The organism is Christiangramia gaetbulicola (assembly GCF_003054225.1).
Classification (GTDB): domain Bacteria; phylum Bacteroidota; class Bacteroidia; order Flavobacteriales; family Flavobacteriaceae; genus Christiangramia; species Christiangramia gaetbulicola.
This window is the reverse complement of record NZ_QBKQ01000002.1, coordinates 347,626-363,215: the sequence shown is the minus strand read 5'-3', so window position 1 is coordinate 363,215 and position 15,590 is coordinate 347,626. Positions and strand designations below refer to the sequence as shown.

At 38.9% G+C, this 15,590-nt stretch carries 15 protein-coding genes; 9 read left to right on the top strand and 6 right to left on the bottom strand.

Features of this window, described 5'->3' with window-relative positions; translation table 11 throughout:
- The first annotated feature begins 42 nt into the window (after positions 1-42).
- Complete coding sequence (locus C8P64_RS08275) at positions 43-897, top strand: SdiA-regulated domain-containing protein (RefSeq protein WP_108171602.1); 855 nt, start codon at positions 43-45, stop codon at positions 895-897.
- On the opposite strand, the gene C8P64_RS08270 is transcribed toward C8P64_RS08275, so the two are convergent.
- On the bottom strand, positions 898-2,184 hold the full coding sequence (locus C8P64_RS08270) for a dipeptidase (protein ID WP_108171601.1): 1,287 nt from the start codon (positions 2,182-2,184) through the stop codon (positions 898-900). It lies immediately after the preceding gene.
- Between the two features lie 115 nt (positions 2,185-2,299).
- Between C8P64_RS08270 and C8P64_RS08265 the strand changes: the two genes are divergently transcribed.
- Genes C8P64_RS08265 through C8P64_RS08255 form a run of 3 tightly spaced genes read left to right on the top strand, consistent with a single transcriptional unit; the run spans position 2,300 to position 5,669 of the window.
- Positions 2,300-3,754: a RimK family protein gene (locus C8P64_RS08265; protein ID WP_108171600.1), complete on the top strand. Its 1,455-nt coding sequence runs from the start codon at positions 2,300-2,302 to the stop codon at positions 3,752-3,754.
- Positions 3,754-4,974, top strand: a complete 1,221-nt coding sequence (locus C8P64_RS08260) for a glutamate-cysteine ligase family protein (RefSeq protein ID WP_108171599.1) — start codon at positions 3,754-3,756, stop codon at positions 4,972-4,974. The genes C8P64_RS08265 and C8P64_RS08260 overlap by 1 nt, the downstream gene beginning before the upstream one ends.
- Positions 4,941-5,669: an N-formylglutamate amidohydrolase gene (locus C8P64_RS08255; protein ID WP_245889683.1), complete on the top strand. Its 729-nt coding sequence runs from the start codon at positions 4,941-4,943 to the stop codon at positions 5,667-5,669. The genes C8P64_RS08260 and C8P64_RS08255 overlap by 34 nt, the downstream gene beginning before the upstream one ends.
- Before the next feature lie 34 nt (positions 5,670-5,703).
- Here C8P64_RS08255 and C8P64_RS08250 read toward each other — a convergent pair whose 3' ends face one another.
- Together C8P64_RS08250 and C8P64_RS08245 are read right to left on the bottom strand one after the other, a co-directional pair.
- Positions 5,704-6,114, bottom strand: a complete 411-nt coding sequence (locus C8P64_RS08250) for an OsmC family protein (RefSeq protein ID WP_108171598.1) — start codon at positions 6,112-6,114, stop codon at positions 5,704-5,706.
- Positions 6,115-6,259: 145 nt separating this feature from the next.
- On the bottom strand, positions 6,260-6,691 hold the full coding sequence (locus C8P64_RS08245) for an FKBP-type peptidyl-prolyl cis-trans isomerase (RefSeq protein WP_108171597.1): 432 nt from the start codon (positions 6,689-6,691) through the stop codon (positions 6,260-6,262).
- Between the two features lie 197 nt (positions 6,692-6,888).
- On the opposite strand from C8P64_RS08245, the gene C8P64_RS08240 reads away from it, so the two are divergent.
- From C8P64_RS08240 to C8P64_RS16470, 4 genes are all read left to right on the top strand, one after another.
- Positions 6,889-8,352 (top strand): Gfo/Idh/MocA family protein, encoded by a 1,464-nt coding sequence (locus C8P64_RS08240; RefSeq protein ID WP_108172213.1) that lies wholly within the window; start codon positions 6,889-6,891, stop codon positions 8,350-8,352.
- Between the two features lie 6 nt (positions 8,353-8,358).
- Positions 8,359-8,817 carry a 3D domain-containing protein gene (locus C8P64_RS08235; RefSeq protein WP_245889682.1) on the top strand — a complete coding sequence of 153 codons (459 nt, stop codon included), beginning with the start codon at positions 8,359-8,361 and terminating at the stop codon, positions 8,815-8,817.
- A 45-nt stretch (positions 8,818-8,862) separates the two neighbouring features.
- Positions 8,863-9,936 (top strand): transporter substrate-binding domain-containing protein, encoded by a 1,074-nt coding sequence (locus tag C8P64_RS08230; RefSeq protein WP_108171596.1) that lies wholly within the window; start codon positions 8,863-8,865, stop codon positions 9,934-9,936.
- Between the two features lie 262 nt (positions 9,937-10,198).
- A complete protein-coding gene (locus C8P64_RS16470; protein ID WP_156067613.1) occupies positions 10,199-10,351 on the top strand; it encodes a hypothetical protein in 153 nt (50 codons plus the stop codon).
- Here the strand turns inward: C8P64_RS16470 and C8P64_RS08225 are convergent, their stop codons facing one another.
- Entirely contained in the window at positions 10,352-10,996 is a 645-nt protein-coding gene (locus C8P64_RS08225; protein ID WP_108171595.1) for a hypothetical protein, read from the bottom strand.
- A gap of 100 nt (positions 10,997-11,096) precedes the next feature.
- On the opposite strand from C8P64_RS08225, the gene C8P64_RS08220 reads away from it, so the two are divergent.
- Positions 11,097-12,431 (top strand): aspartate kinase, encoded by a 1,335-nt coding sequence (locus C8P64_RS08220; protein ID WP_108171594.1) that lies wholly within the window; start codon positions 11,097-11,099, stop codon positions 12,429-12,431.
- Positions 12,432-12,511: 80 nt separating this feature from the next.
- Here C8P64_RS08220 and C8P64_RS08215 read toward each other — a convergent pair whose 3' ends face one another.
- Positions 12,512-13,750: a glycosyltransferase family 4 protein gene (locus C8P64_RS08215; protein ID WP_108171593.1), complete on the bottom strand. Its 1,239-nt coding sequence runs from the start codon at positions 13,748-13,750 to the stop codon at positions 12,512-12,514.
- 24 nt (positions 13,751-13,774) lie between these two features.
- Positions 13,775-15,586, bottom strand: coding sequence for an SLC13 family permease (locus tag C8P64_RS08210; protein WP_108171592.1), 1,812 nt, complete (start codon positions 15,584-15,586; stop codon positions 13,775-13,777).
- Positions 15,587-15,590: the final 4 nt, after the last annotated feature.

The following is a 15,590-nucleotide window of genomic DNA, read 5'->3' as shown; positions in this document are numbered from 1 at the left end:
TACGCCCTTCATTAATGTACTTTAGATTCAAAGACTTTATATATGAATAGATGGGCTGTAGGTATCGTTATGTTGGTTTTAGTACTAGCCGGTGTGATATACGCCATATATGAGGCAAATGATTATGATTTTAATGACGCCACAATATCATACGAGATCTTAAATAAATGGGAACTACCTGCAGAACTGGAGGAGGTCTCGGGCATACACTGGGTTAGTGATGATCGTATTGCCTGCATACAGGACGAAGACGGAATCATTTTCATATATGACCTTGGCTCTAAAAGCATTGTAAAGCAATATACATTCGGACCTCCCGGAGATTATGAAGCTCTCACATTTTTAAATGGTGAGTTTTGGGTAATCGAAAGCAGTGGGAAATTATACAATATTAAAAGCCTCGAACTTGCAGAAAAGAATGCTGAAGAGATCGAACTGGAATTTGAATATCGCAATAATATTGAAGGAATGGCATCTACTCAAGATGGTGATCTTTGGTTAGCGGTGAAAGAACGTAACCTGGATAACCGCGGGGATTATAAGGGAATCTATTCTTTTGATCCTAAAACCAATAAGCTGGACTACGAGCCGGTTATCAAGATAAATTATAACGATCCCGCCTTTGATGTTTTACGTACCAATAATCCCAGGAAATTGATAAGACCGTCAGATATAGGATTTCATCCCATTACCGGGGAACTTTATGTCCTGGATGCTGAATTTCAGAAAATACTCATCTTAAAGGAATCTGGTAAAATCAAGGAATTACATTTATTAGATCCAGAAGAATTCTCGCAACCAGAGGGCATTGCCTTCAGTCCTTCCGGTCGAATATTTATTGCTAATGAAGGTCTAGGAGGTGCTCCTAATATTATAGAAATACGGTTTTTGAAATGATCAGGCCTTCTGGATTTCTTTTGCTACGGCCTGCACTTCATCTAGAACTCTAAGCAGATTTTCTCCCCAAAGTTTTTTGATCTCTTCTTCAGAATATCCTCTTTTTACAAGCTCTATGGTGACATTAAGGGTTTCTGACGCATCCTGCCAGCCATCGATTCCTCCGCCGCCATCAAAGTCTGAACTAATTCCTACATGGTCTATACCTATCTTTTCCACCAGGTAATCTATATGATCTACAAAATCTGAAACATTAACCGGAATTACTTTCTTTTTAAGTTCTTCTATTTCAGGTTTTGCGTCAAGTTTTAGCTGATCTATTTTTTCGTAGTAATCGTCCTGTTCTGCCTGGCTTAATTGTTCAATACTATCTTCTTCAAGAATAGCGATATTCATTTCCTCTGCCTTATTTTCATAAAGTTCTTTAGTGGCAGCAGCGAAGGCATGATCCTTTTCTGTGTTCAGGTAAGAACTAAAAGCAACTGTTTGCACAACTCCTCCATGCATTTTAAATAGTTCAAGAAGTTCGTCATCTAGATTTCTGCTATGATCACAAAGAGCACGGGCAGAGGAGTGGGAAGCAATTAAAGGAGCTTTAGAAAGCTCGAACATTTGTTTGATCGCTTCTTTACTTGGATGGGAAACATCTATCATGATGCCATATTTGTTCATCTCTGCTACGGCCTCTTTTCCTAATTCACTAAGGCCATTATATAACCAATCATCGTTTTCTTCACCGGTATTGGAATCACAAAACTGGCTGTGACCATTATGCGAAAGTGACATATATCTCGCACCACGATCATAGAATTCCTTGATGCGCTTAAGATCTGTCCCAATTGGGTAGGCGTTTTCCACACCGATCATGGCAACTTTTTTACCTTCTTTTACAAGATTTCTTACTTCCTCTGAATTTGTAGCCAATCCGATTTTATCCGGTGCTATTTCGTCGATAAGCTTGTGGATGGCTTCAAATTTACTGATCGCGTTTTCATATGCGGCGGCGTATCCATCTTTATTCAATTCTTTTTGTCCAGTATAAACTATTAGCCAGCTCACGTCTATTCCGCCTTTTTCCAATTTTGGAAGGTTCACCTGGGTATCGAGATCCATCGTATAATTTTTGGCCTCGGTAAAATTGTTTACATTAATATCGTTATGAGTGTCTATAGTGATCGCATTCTCATGAATCTTCCGGGCTTTTTCTAAAAGTTCTTTATCTGAAGTCTGGGCATTAAGAGTGAAAAGCCCTGTTAAAATTAGGATCCCGGTAAATTTAAGTCTCATTTTCAACTGGTTTTGAAATTAAAGGACTGAATGTAAGAATTATTATTAAGCTAAACTTAAAATCCAAAAATGGATAAATTTTTAATCTACATTTGAACAAACATATTACTGTTTAATGAATAAATATATTGTTGTAAACCAACCTGAGACCTGGACGATATCTTCTGAACATTTAAAGGTGATTTCATCTAAGGACTACCTTACCAATCCGGAGTATTCTACGCTCAAAAAAGCCAGGATCTTTAATTTATGCAAGGATTATTCCTATCAGTCCAAAGGATATTATGTTTCTCTTCTGGCCGAAGCTAGGGGACATTTAGCAATTCCTACCGTTAAAAATATCGTTGACCTTGGAGAACCTAAGCTGGTAAAGATCGTTTCTGAAGATTTTGATGATCTCTTGCAGCAGTCTTTAAAGAATATTAAATCCCAGGAATTTACCCTGAGTATTTATTTCGGGCAGAACGTTGCCGCAAAATATAGGGAATTAAGTGCGATGTTCTTTCGTCATTTTCAAATTCCATTTTTAAGGGTGAAATTCAATTTTACCACCAAATGGAATATTAAAAGTATCAAAGCGATCTCTGAATCTGAGATCCCTGCAGAGCATAAAGAAAGCATGCTGGTCTTCGCCGAACAGTATTTTGCCAAAAAAAGATATGATACTCCACGAACCAGTAATTTTGAATATGACCTGGCGATCCTGGTGCAACCAGATGATGTGGCGCCGCCAAGTAATCCCAAGGCTTTAAAGAAATTTATTGAACTGGGAGAAAAGATGGGCTTTTATACTGAAATTATAACCCCAAAAGATCTTTCCAGGCTATCGGCTTTCGATGCATTATTGATACGGCAGAGTACCGAAGTTAACAATGAAGCCTATGCCTTTGCCAGGAAAGCGCAGCAGGAAGATATAGCCACCGTGGATTATCCAGATGCTATTCTTAAATGCTGTAACAAGGTATATATGGCTGAAGCTTTGGAGAATGCAGGTATTCCAACACCAAAAACGATCATTGTTCATAAGGACAATAAAGATTCGGTTTTAGGTAAAACAGGATTGCCGGTTGTGCTGAAATCTCCCGATTCAACTTTCTCTTTTGGTGTAAAAAAGGCAGAGACCGAAAAGGAATATTTTGAGGTGGTGAATGCCATGCTCAAAAAATCTGATCTGGTTATCGCGCAGGAGTTCCTGCCTTCAGATTATGACTGGAGGATTGGTATACTTGATGGGAAACCATTTTATGCTTGCAGATATTACATGGCTAAGGGACACTGGCAGATCTATAACTGGGATGCCGATAAAAAGGATGATCAGGACGGGAATGCAGATTGCCTGCCAATAGAAAAAGTTCCTGAAAAGATCCTCAAGAATGCTATAAAATCTGCAAAATTAATGGGTAAAGGTCTTTATGGGATCGATATCAAAGAGGTTAACTCTAAGGCTTTGGTCATAGAGATCAACGATAATCCAAACATAGATGCCGGGGTTGAGGATGAATATTACGGTGACCAGGTTTACCTGGACATTTTAACGGCAATAAAGAACAGACTGGAAAATAAAATATAATGGCATATCACCTTTTTGAAGTGTATGGAATTGAACTGGAATATATGCTGGTTCAAAGATCAAACTTAAAAGTGAATCCTATCGTGGATAAACTCCTTACCAAAAAAAATGGGTCACTTACCTCTGATGTTGAAAATGGTAAAATAGAGTGGAGCAATGAGTTGGTTTCTCACGTGGTTGAAATGAAGACCAATGGTCCTACCGATGATATAGATAATTTAGCGGCTTTATTTGCTGAAAACGTGCAGGAGATGAACCAGTTATTGGAAGAATTTGATACCTGCCTGCTTCCAACCGCGGCCCATCCAATTATGGATCCACATACCGAAACCCGTTTATGGCAGCATCATTACAGTAAGATCTATGCTCTTTATAATAAGATCTTTGATTGTAAGGGGCATGGCTGGAGTAATGTGCAGAGCATGCACATTAATTTACCATTCTTTGATGACGCCGAATTTGAAAAATTACATGCAGCGGTAAGACTTTTGCTACCAATCATTCCCGGGCTGTCAGCAAGTTCGCCTGTATTGGACGGTGAATTTACTGGTTATAAGGATGCCAGGATGCATTATTACAAGACCAATCAAAAGGAAATTCCGCATATGACGGGAAAGGTAATTCCCGAGCAGGTCTTTAATAAAGCTGATTATTATAAAACTATTTTTGAACCTATCACCGAAGCGATCAAGCCTTTTGATACGGATAATATCCTGGATCACCATTTCCTTAACTCCCGTGGCGCTATTTCCAGGTTCGACAGGAATGCCATTGAGATAAGGGTTATAGATATCCAGGAAAATCCTTCCGCAGATATCGCGATCGCCGCATTTATTATTGAATCCCTGAAATTACTGGTTTCAGAAGAACTGGTTTCGCTGGAAGATCAGAAATCATGGCATGAGGATGATCTGTTCAAGATCTTTGATGAAGTAATTAAAAATGCTGAAAATACGCTCATAACAGATAAGAAATACCTGGCGATATTTGACCTGCAGAAAGATTGCGATGTAAGAGCTATCTGGAAAAGATTATACGAACTGGTAGGAGGGAAGCTGAGCGAGGATCAGCAGAACCATATTGAATTCCTTATCCAGAACGGAAGTCTTTCTACCAGGATCTTGAAAGCCTTGAGAAGTGATTTTTCACACGGAAATATCAAAAAGGTCTATTCCAGGCTGGCGGAATGTCTTCAGGAAAACAGAATGTTCCGGCCATGAAACTGGTCCTAACATGTGAGCATGCTTTTCCAGCTATTCCGGAAAAATACAGGGAGCTTTTCATTTCAGATAATGAAGTTCTAAATACCCATGAAGCTTATGATCCCGGGGCGTATGATCTTTTCAGAGAATTGAAAATTCTGGCAGATGTCACCCATCATCAGGAAATTGGCAGACTGCTGGTAGAATCTAACCGATCATTATGGCATAAAAATCTTTTTTCGAGATTCAGCAAAGGATTAAGTGAGAAGGAAAAGCAAGACATCCTGAATACCTATTACATTCCATATCGCCAGGAAGTTGAGGAGGATATTTCTCAATTAATCGATTTAGGAAACGAAGTGCTGCATATTTCTGTACATAGTTTTACCCCGGTATTAGATGGACAGGAACGTAACTGTGACATAGGTTTGCTTTATGATCCACTAAGGAAAGAGGAGAAGATGGTTTCCCTAGAATGGAAACAGCTTATTCAGAAAAATAATTTAAAAACCAGGGTTCGGTTCAACTATCCTTACCAGGGGAAGGCTGATGGTTTTACTACAAGCTTAAGAAAACTATTTCCGCAGAAATATATGGGGATTGAGTTGGAGATAAATCAAAAGTGGGTGAAGGATGATAAAATGGATGAGGCGATGAAAAAAACTTTGTACGATACATTAAAGGAATTAAAAAAAGGGATCTCAAAGAATTAATCCTGGGATCCCTTAATTATTTATTTCCTTACTCCTATTTCAGGTCGTATTCCAGCGTAATTTCAGCTTTTAGAAGTTTTGATAAAGGACAACTCTCTTTCGCCTTATTGGCGATCTTATCAAATTTGTCCTTATCTATTCCCGGCACAACCGCGTCAAGGATCAAGTGAGATTTAGTGATCTCACCATCTTCAAAGGTGATCTCAGAAGTTGTTTCGATCTTATCTGGAGTAAATCCATCTTCAGTTAAAAATGCAGAAAGCTGCATACTGAAACATCCGGCATGGGCCGCTCCTACCAATTCCTCAGGATTAGTTCCTTTTCCATCCTCAAAACGTGTTTTAAAAGAATATTGCGCATCCTTCAAAACTCCGCTCTCAAGACTAACGGTTCCTTTTCCTTCTTTTAACGAGCCTTTCCAAACGGCCGATCCTTTTCTCTTCATAATTTAATTTTTTAGTGATTTCTTCTAAATTAAGAACAAGAAGATGAAACTGAAAAGAATTATAAAAACCTTAACCAATAAGGCTCATAATAAAAAAAGCCCGAAAGTTGAACTTTCAGGCTTTTCCTTATTCTATGTGTGATAATTACTTGATCTCAACAACTTCAAGATCGAAAACAAGATCTTTACCAGCTAATGGATGGTTAGCATCAACTACGATACTTTCATCTTTAACTTCTGTTACCACAAGATTGATCTCACGACCATCAGGTCCTTTAGAAACTAGTGGCATTCCAACCTCTGGCTTAAGCTCTTCTGGCAGTTGACTTTTTTCAACTTCCTGGATAAGCTCTGCTTTAGGTTCTCCGTAAGCCTCTTCTTTTGGTATATTGATAGTTTTCTTTTCGTTAACTTCCATACCGATAAGACCTTCTTCAAAACCTGGAATTAGTTGGCCCTGTCCTAAAGTGAACTCTATAGGTTCTCCACGCTCTACTGAGCTATCGAATACCTGACCGTCTTCTAATTTTCCTGTGTAATGTACCTTAACGGCGTCATTTTGCTTAACTTGACTCATAAAAAGTATTTTTTCAATTTTAATTTTGGCTATAAACTAATTTTCAGCCATTTACCGGATAAGGTGCAAGTACCCTGCCGAATGCCAAATTACCCGACAGAATATCCGATGATGACACATTTTGTCATATTTTCAGTAAATTGGATAAGATTTCCAATGAATTCCACTTCAAATCTGTCAAACTAACTTATTCTTCTATGAAACCAAAAAATCATAAAATAGACAAGGAATCCCGTAGAAACTTCATGAAAAAGTCGGCTATCGCAGCTACAGGCTTTATGATAGTACCCAGGCATGTCCTTGGGGGACCGGGATTTATCGCACCCAGTGATAAATTATTGATCGCAGGAATAGGAGTGGGTGGTAAAGGAGAATCAGATCTTACAAGTTTTTACGAAAGCGGTAAGGCTGAAATAGCTTTTTTATGTGATGTAGACGATCGCAGGGCAGCCGCTTCCAGGGAAAGATTTCCTAAAGCCAAATACTACAAAGATTACCGCGAGATGTTCGACAAAGAATCCAATAATTTTGATGCTGTTTGTGTCTCAACACCAGATCATAATCATGCCGTACAGGCCATGGCGGCGATGGAACGCGGTAAACATGTCTATGTTCAGAAGCCTCTTACTCACGATATATATGAAGCAAGGAAACTCACCGAGGCTGCCAATAAATATAAAGTAGTCACCCAAATGGGAAACCAAGGAGCTTCGGGCGATGGTGTGCGAAAAATGAAAGAATGGTATGATGCCGGAATTATAGGCGAAGTCGATGAAGTTTATGTCTGGACCAACCGGCCGGTTTGGCCGCAGGGAATTTCCTGGCCAAAGACTTCCTCTGCCGTACCTCCTGAATTAGACTGGAAATTATGGTTGGGGACAGCCCCTTATAAAGATTATGTAGACGGGCTGGTGCCTTTCAACTGGCGTGGCTGGTGGGATTATGGTACCGGTGCCCTGGGAGATATGGGATGCCATTTAATAGAGCCTCCTTTTAGCGTTCTGGATCTTAAATATCCCAAGGACGTTCAATGTAGTGTGGGAAGTGTGTATGTAGATGAATTCCAAAGAGGATATTTCCCTGAAAGTTGTCCGCCTTCAAGTCATGTGATCATGAATTTTGAAGGAAAGTCGCAAGATTCTAAAAATATTACCCTGCATTGGATGGATGGAGGTATAAAACCAATGCGTCCTGAAGAGCTTGGTCCTGAAGAGGTCTTTGGAGATGGTGGAAATGGCGCGCTAATCATAGGATCTAAAGGTAAAATGATGTGTGGTACTTATGGATTGAATCCGCATTTATTGCCAACCTCCAAAACAGATGAAGTTAATGTTTCGCAGAAATATTCCAGGGTAGAAGGTGGTATGGGCGGTCATTATGCCCAGTGGGTAGATGCCGCTATAGCCGGCTACGGTGAAAAAACTTTAAGTTCTCCTTTTGACATAGCGGGCCCACTTACAGAATCTTTATTAATTGCAAACCTGGCCATTAGAGGTTATGATGTTCAGAAGACAAGGAAAAATGAAAAAGGGGAGGAGCAGGTATATTACCCGGGCCGGGATATAAAGATGATCTGGGATGCAGAGAATATGAAAGTCACTAACTTCGACGAGGCTAACCAGTTTGTAAAAAGGGAATACCCCGATGGTTTCACCTTATAATTAGATATGAATATTTCTAATCTTTCAGCATGTTTAAAAATTCAAAAGTTCCTGAATGTATCTAAAATTCTGACGCTCATTTTAGTTCTGGGCTCTTGTAAAAACAGGAATCTTAAGGATAGAGATTTAGATTGGGATACCATTTGCGTTACTGCCACCGCATATAATTCTGTAGACAGCCAGACAGAAGGACATCCCATGCTTACAGCCTGGGGCGATACGCTAAGACCGGGCATGAATGCGGTAGCGGTTTCCCGCGATCTTATGAGAATGGGTTTGGATCACAATGCCAAGATCAAGATTGAAGGTTTCGACAGTATTTTTTTAGTCAAGGATAAAATGCATTACCGCTGGAGAAATAGAATTGATATTTATATGGGTAACAATGTGGAAGCAGCCAGGAAATTTGGCCGCAAGAAGCTTAATATCGCCTACATATATCATAAAGACTCCATTTCCTATTAATCCGATTAAATGATGTTTATTATATTCGTCAATAAAATCCTATAAATGCCAATATACCGACAGACCCTAATCTATTTACTAACCTTTTTTTGTTCATTTCAATTCTTTTCTCAGGAACCCGATTCACTTCAGTCCAATAAAAAACTTATTATTGGGGTAACTGAAACTCCTCCGTTTGTTGAAAAAAGACCTAATGGTTATTCGGGCCTGAGTATTACTTCCTGGAAAATGGTGAATGAGCAATTACAGGCATCTTATGAATTTAAGGAATATGATAATCTTGAAAGTCTGCTTAATGGTATAGAGAATGGCGAAGTAGATCTTAGTATAAATCCTATCACGGTAACAGATAACCGTATGAGGAGGATGGAGTTTTCCCAACCTTATTTTATCTCCCACACCAGTGTAGTGAAAAGGAAGGAGTCTAAATTTTTAAAACACTTGAAGAACTTCTTTAGCTGGGATTTCTTTTCTATCATAGGTTTGTTGCTATTTGTAATATTGATCTTCGGGATCCTTGTCTGGGCTTTTGAAAGGAATAAGAATAAAGAAGAATTCGGCGGAAATTTTAGAGGAATCATGCAGGGATTCTGGTGGAGTGCTGTAACGATGACAACTGTAGGATATGGAGATAAGTCACCTAAAACAACTGGAGGAAGGGTCATTGGAGTGATCTGGATGTTCATGGCCGTGATTATCATCTCTAGCTTTACTGCAGGCATAGCATCATCTCTAACCGTTAAGAGCATCAATGAGGAGATCACAAATATTCAGGACCTGGAAAGATTTGATGTCACCACGGTAAAGAGTTCAAGTTCCCAGGAACTGTTAGATCTTTATAATATTGAAAACAACCTGGTAAGTAATGGTCTGGAAGGTTTGGAGGCAGTCAGGAGTGAGAAAACAACCCTTTTCGTTTATGATGAACCTATCCTAAAATTTGAGATCGAGCGACTTGATCTTTCAGATGACCTGGAGATCCTAGGGCAGAGCCTTAAAAAAGATTACTACAGTTATGCTTTTCCCAAAGATTCACGGCTACTAAAAAAGGTAGACCCTATCCTGGTAAGGACCTTAAAAAGTATGGAATGGGCCAATCTCATAAGAGATTATAATTAATTTAATCCTAAATAACCAAGGAGTATCCATAGGATTATAAACACGATTATAATCCCGAAACAGCCACAGCCACCGCCAAACTTTTTTGCACCCCAGCCCGCTAATATGGCTCTTAGAAGATTTTTCATAACTGGAAAATTGAATATTAAAAATAGACTGTGTTTTCCTTTTTCGTTTCCTAATTATGAAAACTTTAATGGGAATTTGTTTTAAACTATTGATTTTTAGTATATTGAAAATCGCTTTCGAAAAATGAAACAATATGCGAACCCGAAATAATCCAGATAGGAAGTCGGAGATCGAATTCTTAAGGGCTGCCAGGCAGATTAATAACAAGGTGATATATGTAGCGATCACGATCATTATTGTGGTGGCAGTGGTAGCCATGACCGGAGTTTACTATGAATACTGGTAGTTATTGCTTAATCTCGTTCATGAGCAAAAAAGCCTTATTTATATATTCCTTCTCTAAGAACAAGGCAAAATAGTTGGAGGTTGAGATCATCTCAAAAACAGGAATGCCTTCATAAGCCAGTAATTTAAAGATATAAAAGTACAAGCCTACCGTTTGAGAACTATTCTTTGGCAAAGCAATGGTGATCGAAGATAATTCTTCCTTTACAGATACCCTGACTTCATTTCTAAAACATTTCTCCACCAGGTCTGTCAAAGACGAAGAGACCAGGATATTACTCTCCTGATAGTTACTGGAGTAATTTAAATAAACTCCCGTCTGGTCTTTCACCGCTTCAAGCAATTTCGCTTTATTCGAAATAATGGTTTTAGAATTTAGAAAAGTGTATTCTGTAATTCCAGATCTAACTATGATGTCGCCCAGTTCGCGAAGACTCTGCATATTTACCTTGGTCCTGGTTGGAGCGTATCTTCTCAAGGCCATGATAATGCTTCCCTGTTTTACCGGTTTGCGCATTTCCTTTTCTACCTGGGGCTGAATATCTGCCGCGAGTCCGCTGAAGTTTACAATATCACGAGCGATGGCATCATCCAGAAAGGGTTGATGTCTTATGATATCGTGAACGCAAGTAGTGATCGTCTTCATTGTTAATTATTGAACATTTTGTACAAATGTATATAAAATGAAATATAATTTTTGACTCGCTCCCTTTAAATAATACCTATGCAGCCTGAATTAAAAAGATATGAAAGTTTTAAAATTTGGAGGTACTTCTGTAGGTTCTGCTGCAGGTATCAGGAATGTGAGAGAAATTGTTCTGAATCAACAGGGTAGTAAATTACTTGTGCTTTCAGCGATGTCTGGAGTAACCAATATGCTGGTTGAAATTTCAGAGCAGGTGAAGAAAGGTGAATTTTCTAAAAATTCAGAAAAGATACAGGAACTGAGATCGAAGCATTTTGGGCTGATAGATGAACTTATTACCGATGCAGCTTTCAATTCTTCGGTTAAAGAAAATATAGAAGCCCAAATTATACAACTCGAACAAACCTGTAATACCGATTGGAATAAAAATATCGAGGCGAGGATATTAACCACAGGTGAAAGCCTGCTGACCTTTATTTTTAGTTCATATTTAAATTCTGAAGGGATTCAAAATACCTTACTGGATGCAAAGGATTTCATGCACATTAGTAACCTGGAAAATCCAGATACTTTGCATATAGGCGAATTACTGAATGATAGCTTAAAGGTTTCGGAACAAAGTGATATTCTTATTACGCAAGGATTTGTTAGGCTGGATGCGCAAAATGAAATAAGCACTTTAAAAAGAGGTGGTAGCGATTATACGGCGACCATTCTTGGTGCTGCGATCAGAGCTTCTGAAATCCAGATCTGGACAGATATTAGCGGATTGCATAATAATGATCCCAGGTTCGTGGAAAATACACATCCGGTGTCTCAGTTGAGTTTTGAAGAAGCTGCCGAGCTGGCTTATTTTGGCGCAAAGATTCTTCACCCACAAACCATCTCTCCGGTAATAGGGAAGAATATCCCGGTATATCTTAAAAATACATTTACTCCCGAAGCTACAGGAACCTGCATTAGTGCGATTGCCGAGAGAAAGGGATTAAAAGCTATTTCTGCAAAAGATGGAATTACCGCCATTAAGATCAAATCCAACAGGATGTTAATGGCTCATGGTTTCCTGAAAAAGATTTTCGAGATATTCGATAAATATGAAACGGCGATCGATATGATCACAACCTCAGAGATCGCAATATCGCTTACCATAGATGATTGTACCAACTTGGATTATATTCTGGCTGAGCTGGAAAGTTACGGCGAGATCAGCGTGGATGCTAATCACAGTATTATTTGTGTAGTAGGAGAGGGCCTTATTGAAGATCGTGGAACGTCGAGATTGTTCGAGATCCTGCAGGATGTGCCGGTGAGGATGATCTCTTATGGTGGCAGCAATAATAATATTTCTCTACTGGTAGATACCAGGAATAAAGTTGAAGTTTTGCAAAAACTAAATGAAAAACTTTTTAGTATCCAGGGAGTTGGATCTGTATAGAATTGTGTGTAAATGTTGAGTTAAACTTTTATTTTTTTGTGTAGTGAAAACCGCCGGGAGGTAATGCCACCGGTGGTTTTTTAATTTTTATTTCTGTTCTTTTCTTCAATGAACCTGGACATAAAATAAGTGCTTTTATGCAAATGATGTTTCAGCATCTTTCCGGTAAAATTTGAATTTCTATGTTCTTCCGAATTCGTTTTTATCTGGGATAAGACCTTCCTGAGTCGTTCCTGATGGGAATTTAAATTAAACCGTTCATTATAGATCTCAAAGCCTGTATTTTGTTTTTCTCTCCAAAGTTCTTCGTTATTGTAGAGCTCCTTTGAATTTTCAATAAAAGCCTGAACATCATTTGTAATATACCCATTCCACTTTTCGAGATCTGAAATTCCTTCTGCTCCAATTGAAGTGGTAACAGAGGGTGTGCCATTTTTCATGGCCTCAACTAATTTTCCTTTAAGCCCGGCACCAAACTGAATAGGAGCAAGGCAAACTCTTGAATTTTTCATGACAAGGTTAGCATCTTCAGCCCAACCATGAACCAGGAAGTTCTCTTTTGGATTGTGCAGGTTCAGGACTTTTTGAGATGGATAGGCCCCAAAAACATTCATTTTCGCAGCTGGTAATTGTTTACGTAACTCTGGCCAGATCTTCTCTTTTAAGAACAAAACTGCGTTCCAGTTTGGCTCGTGGAGAAAATTACCGATGCTTATGAAATCTTTTCGTTCAGAGAAACCGGGAAGCTCTTTCTGCTCATTTTCAGTAATGGGATCAAGCATAAAAGGTAAAAAGAATAGAATTTCATCTGGTATCCTAAAATCTGATCTAAGCAGTTCCATTTCAGGTTCAGAAATTATCAAACTCAGGTCGCTTCTATAGATTGCTGCTATTTCTCTTTTTGCCAGTTCCGAATTTTTGTAGATGTCTTCAGCATTACTTTTTTCCTTGAAAGCCTGTTGCCTGGCATTCCGCAGAAAGTGCAGATCTTCGGTATCCAGTATTTTAATTGTTTCAGGACAGATACTATCTACTCTCCACCCGAATTGTTCTTCCATCATAAAACGGTCAAAAAGAACAATTTCTGGCATTAATCCTTTCAGAAAATCATCAAATTCAGGATCATTCAATTTGATCTTTACCTGATCTATTCCCAGAGAACTAAGATCGATCTTGTTTTCAGTCTCTTTGGCGGTAGTAGCGAAAGTGATCTCGCAATTTTCTTTTTTGAAGAATTCTATTAATTGCATCATCCTGGCCCCGGCTGCTGAAGATGCCGGTTCGGGCCATACGTATCCAATAACAAGAAGTCTGGGCATTTGATTTTTTTCAAAAATAACATTTTATAACTGGCCAGAAAGCAGAAAACTGGCGGTAATCCAAAGGACAATAGAAAGAATTCCGCCAATCAGGAAAAAATGTCTGAACCTGTAAATACCCATTCCGTAGATGATAGTATTGGTTTGATAACCCACAGGGGTGAAAAAACTGAAATTGGAGGCAAAAAGTACTGCCAGGATAAAGGGTTTTGGATCCTGGTTTAAATTTACGGCAATAGTGATGGCTATTGGTGCAATGATAATTGCGGTGGCGTTGTTCGATATAAATCCGCTTAAGAACATGGTCACCAGGAACAATAGACCTATCACTATAAGATTGCTCTTATCATCGAATAATCTAAGAAGATTTTCAGAGATCCACTGATCGGCTCCCGTATTGGACATCGCAACTCCCAGGGGTATCATACCGGCCAAAAGGAAAATGATCTGCCAGTTCACCTGGGAATATATCTTACCAAGGTCTATACATTTTAGAAAGATCATAAGAAAACAGCCGATCAATGCACTCTTTAAAATTGGAAAAATAGAAAAGGCAGATAAACCAATGACCAGAAGAAGAATTCCCAGAGAGATATTTCTTTTATATTTTGTAGTAATATTGATATCCTGGTGCTGTTTTAAAATGGAAATATCATCCATTTTCTGAAGTTCCCGCAAGTCTGAATTAGTCACCTCTACCAGTAAACGGTCTCCAACTCTTAATTCTATATCATCAGATTGTTTATCGAATATTCGCCTTCCGGGGTTTCTAAGATTTCTTCTTTTTCTTATCGCTAAGGGTGAAGCCCCGTGGAGGTCATACCAGCCCACTGTTTTAATGCTTTTACCGATAAGTGGCGAATTTGGAAGCATGAGTATTTCAACCAGTTGAATATCATCTTCCATGATATCTGGATTTCCTTCAAAAAGTTCATCATTTTTTTTATCAGAATTCTTGATAATCACAATGTCGCCTGAATCCTTGAGTTTAAGAAGCTGTTCTATACTGCATCTAAGCAGCAGCTGATCCCCTTCTTTCATGGTAGTATATTTCCCGGGGTGATCGTTAACAATGCCCTTCCGTTTGAGCCTGATAACTTCAATATCCTCGGCTTCAGATCCAAAAACCTCATTAATGTTTTTGCCTATGAGTCCGGAGTCTTGATTAATAATTCCCTTGGTAATAAATTCATCAAGATCATAATCGGTAGAAATATCACTTTTTCGTTTCCGTGGTAGGAACCCGATAAGGATGCTCACGGTAATGATTGTAATGACCAGGAAAATCGCTCCAAGCCAGGTGAATTCAAAAAAACTAAATCTTTCCACTCCTCGTTCAATAGCCACCGCGTTAACGATAAGGTTGGTTGAAGTACCCATTAAGGTGCAGCTACCGCCTATGATTCCCGCGAAGGAAATGGGTAGTAATAATTTAGATTCTGGAATATCGTATTTATCACTAAGCTCATCTATGATCTTTACAAAGACCAGAACTACCGCAGTAGTATTTATAAAAGCCGATATGCTACCGGCAATAAACATAAAAACCGGAACCATTAAAAATAGGGGTAAGCCTTTTAATTTTTTCATTCCGTTGGCGAGCCAGTCTATCACTCCGTTATTCTCCAATCCAATGGCGATGATCATCAGAGCCAGAACGGTTATGGTTGCCGGACTCGAAAATCCCGAAATAGCTTCTTCAGGAGAGATAAAACCGGCCAGCAGAAGGCTTACCATGATAAAAAAGGCAATCTTATCTACCGGGAAAACTTCCAGGGCGAACAAAAATATCACCGTAATGATAATGCAAAATAGTATGATGATCTCCAGGCTCATATTG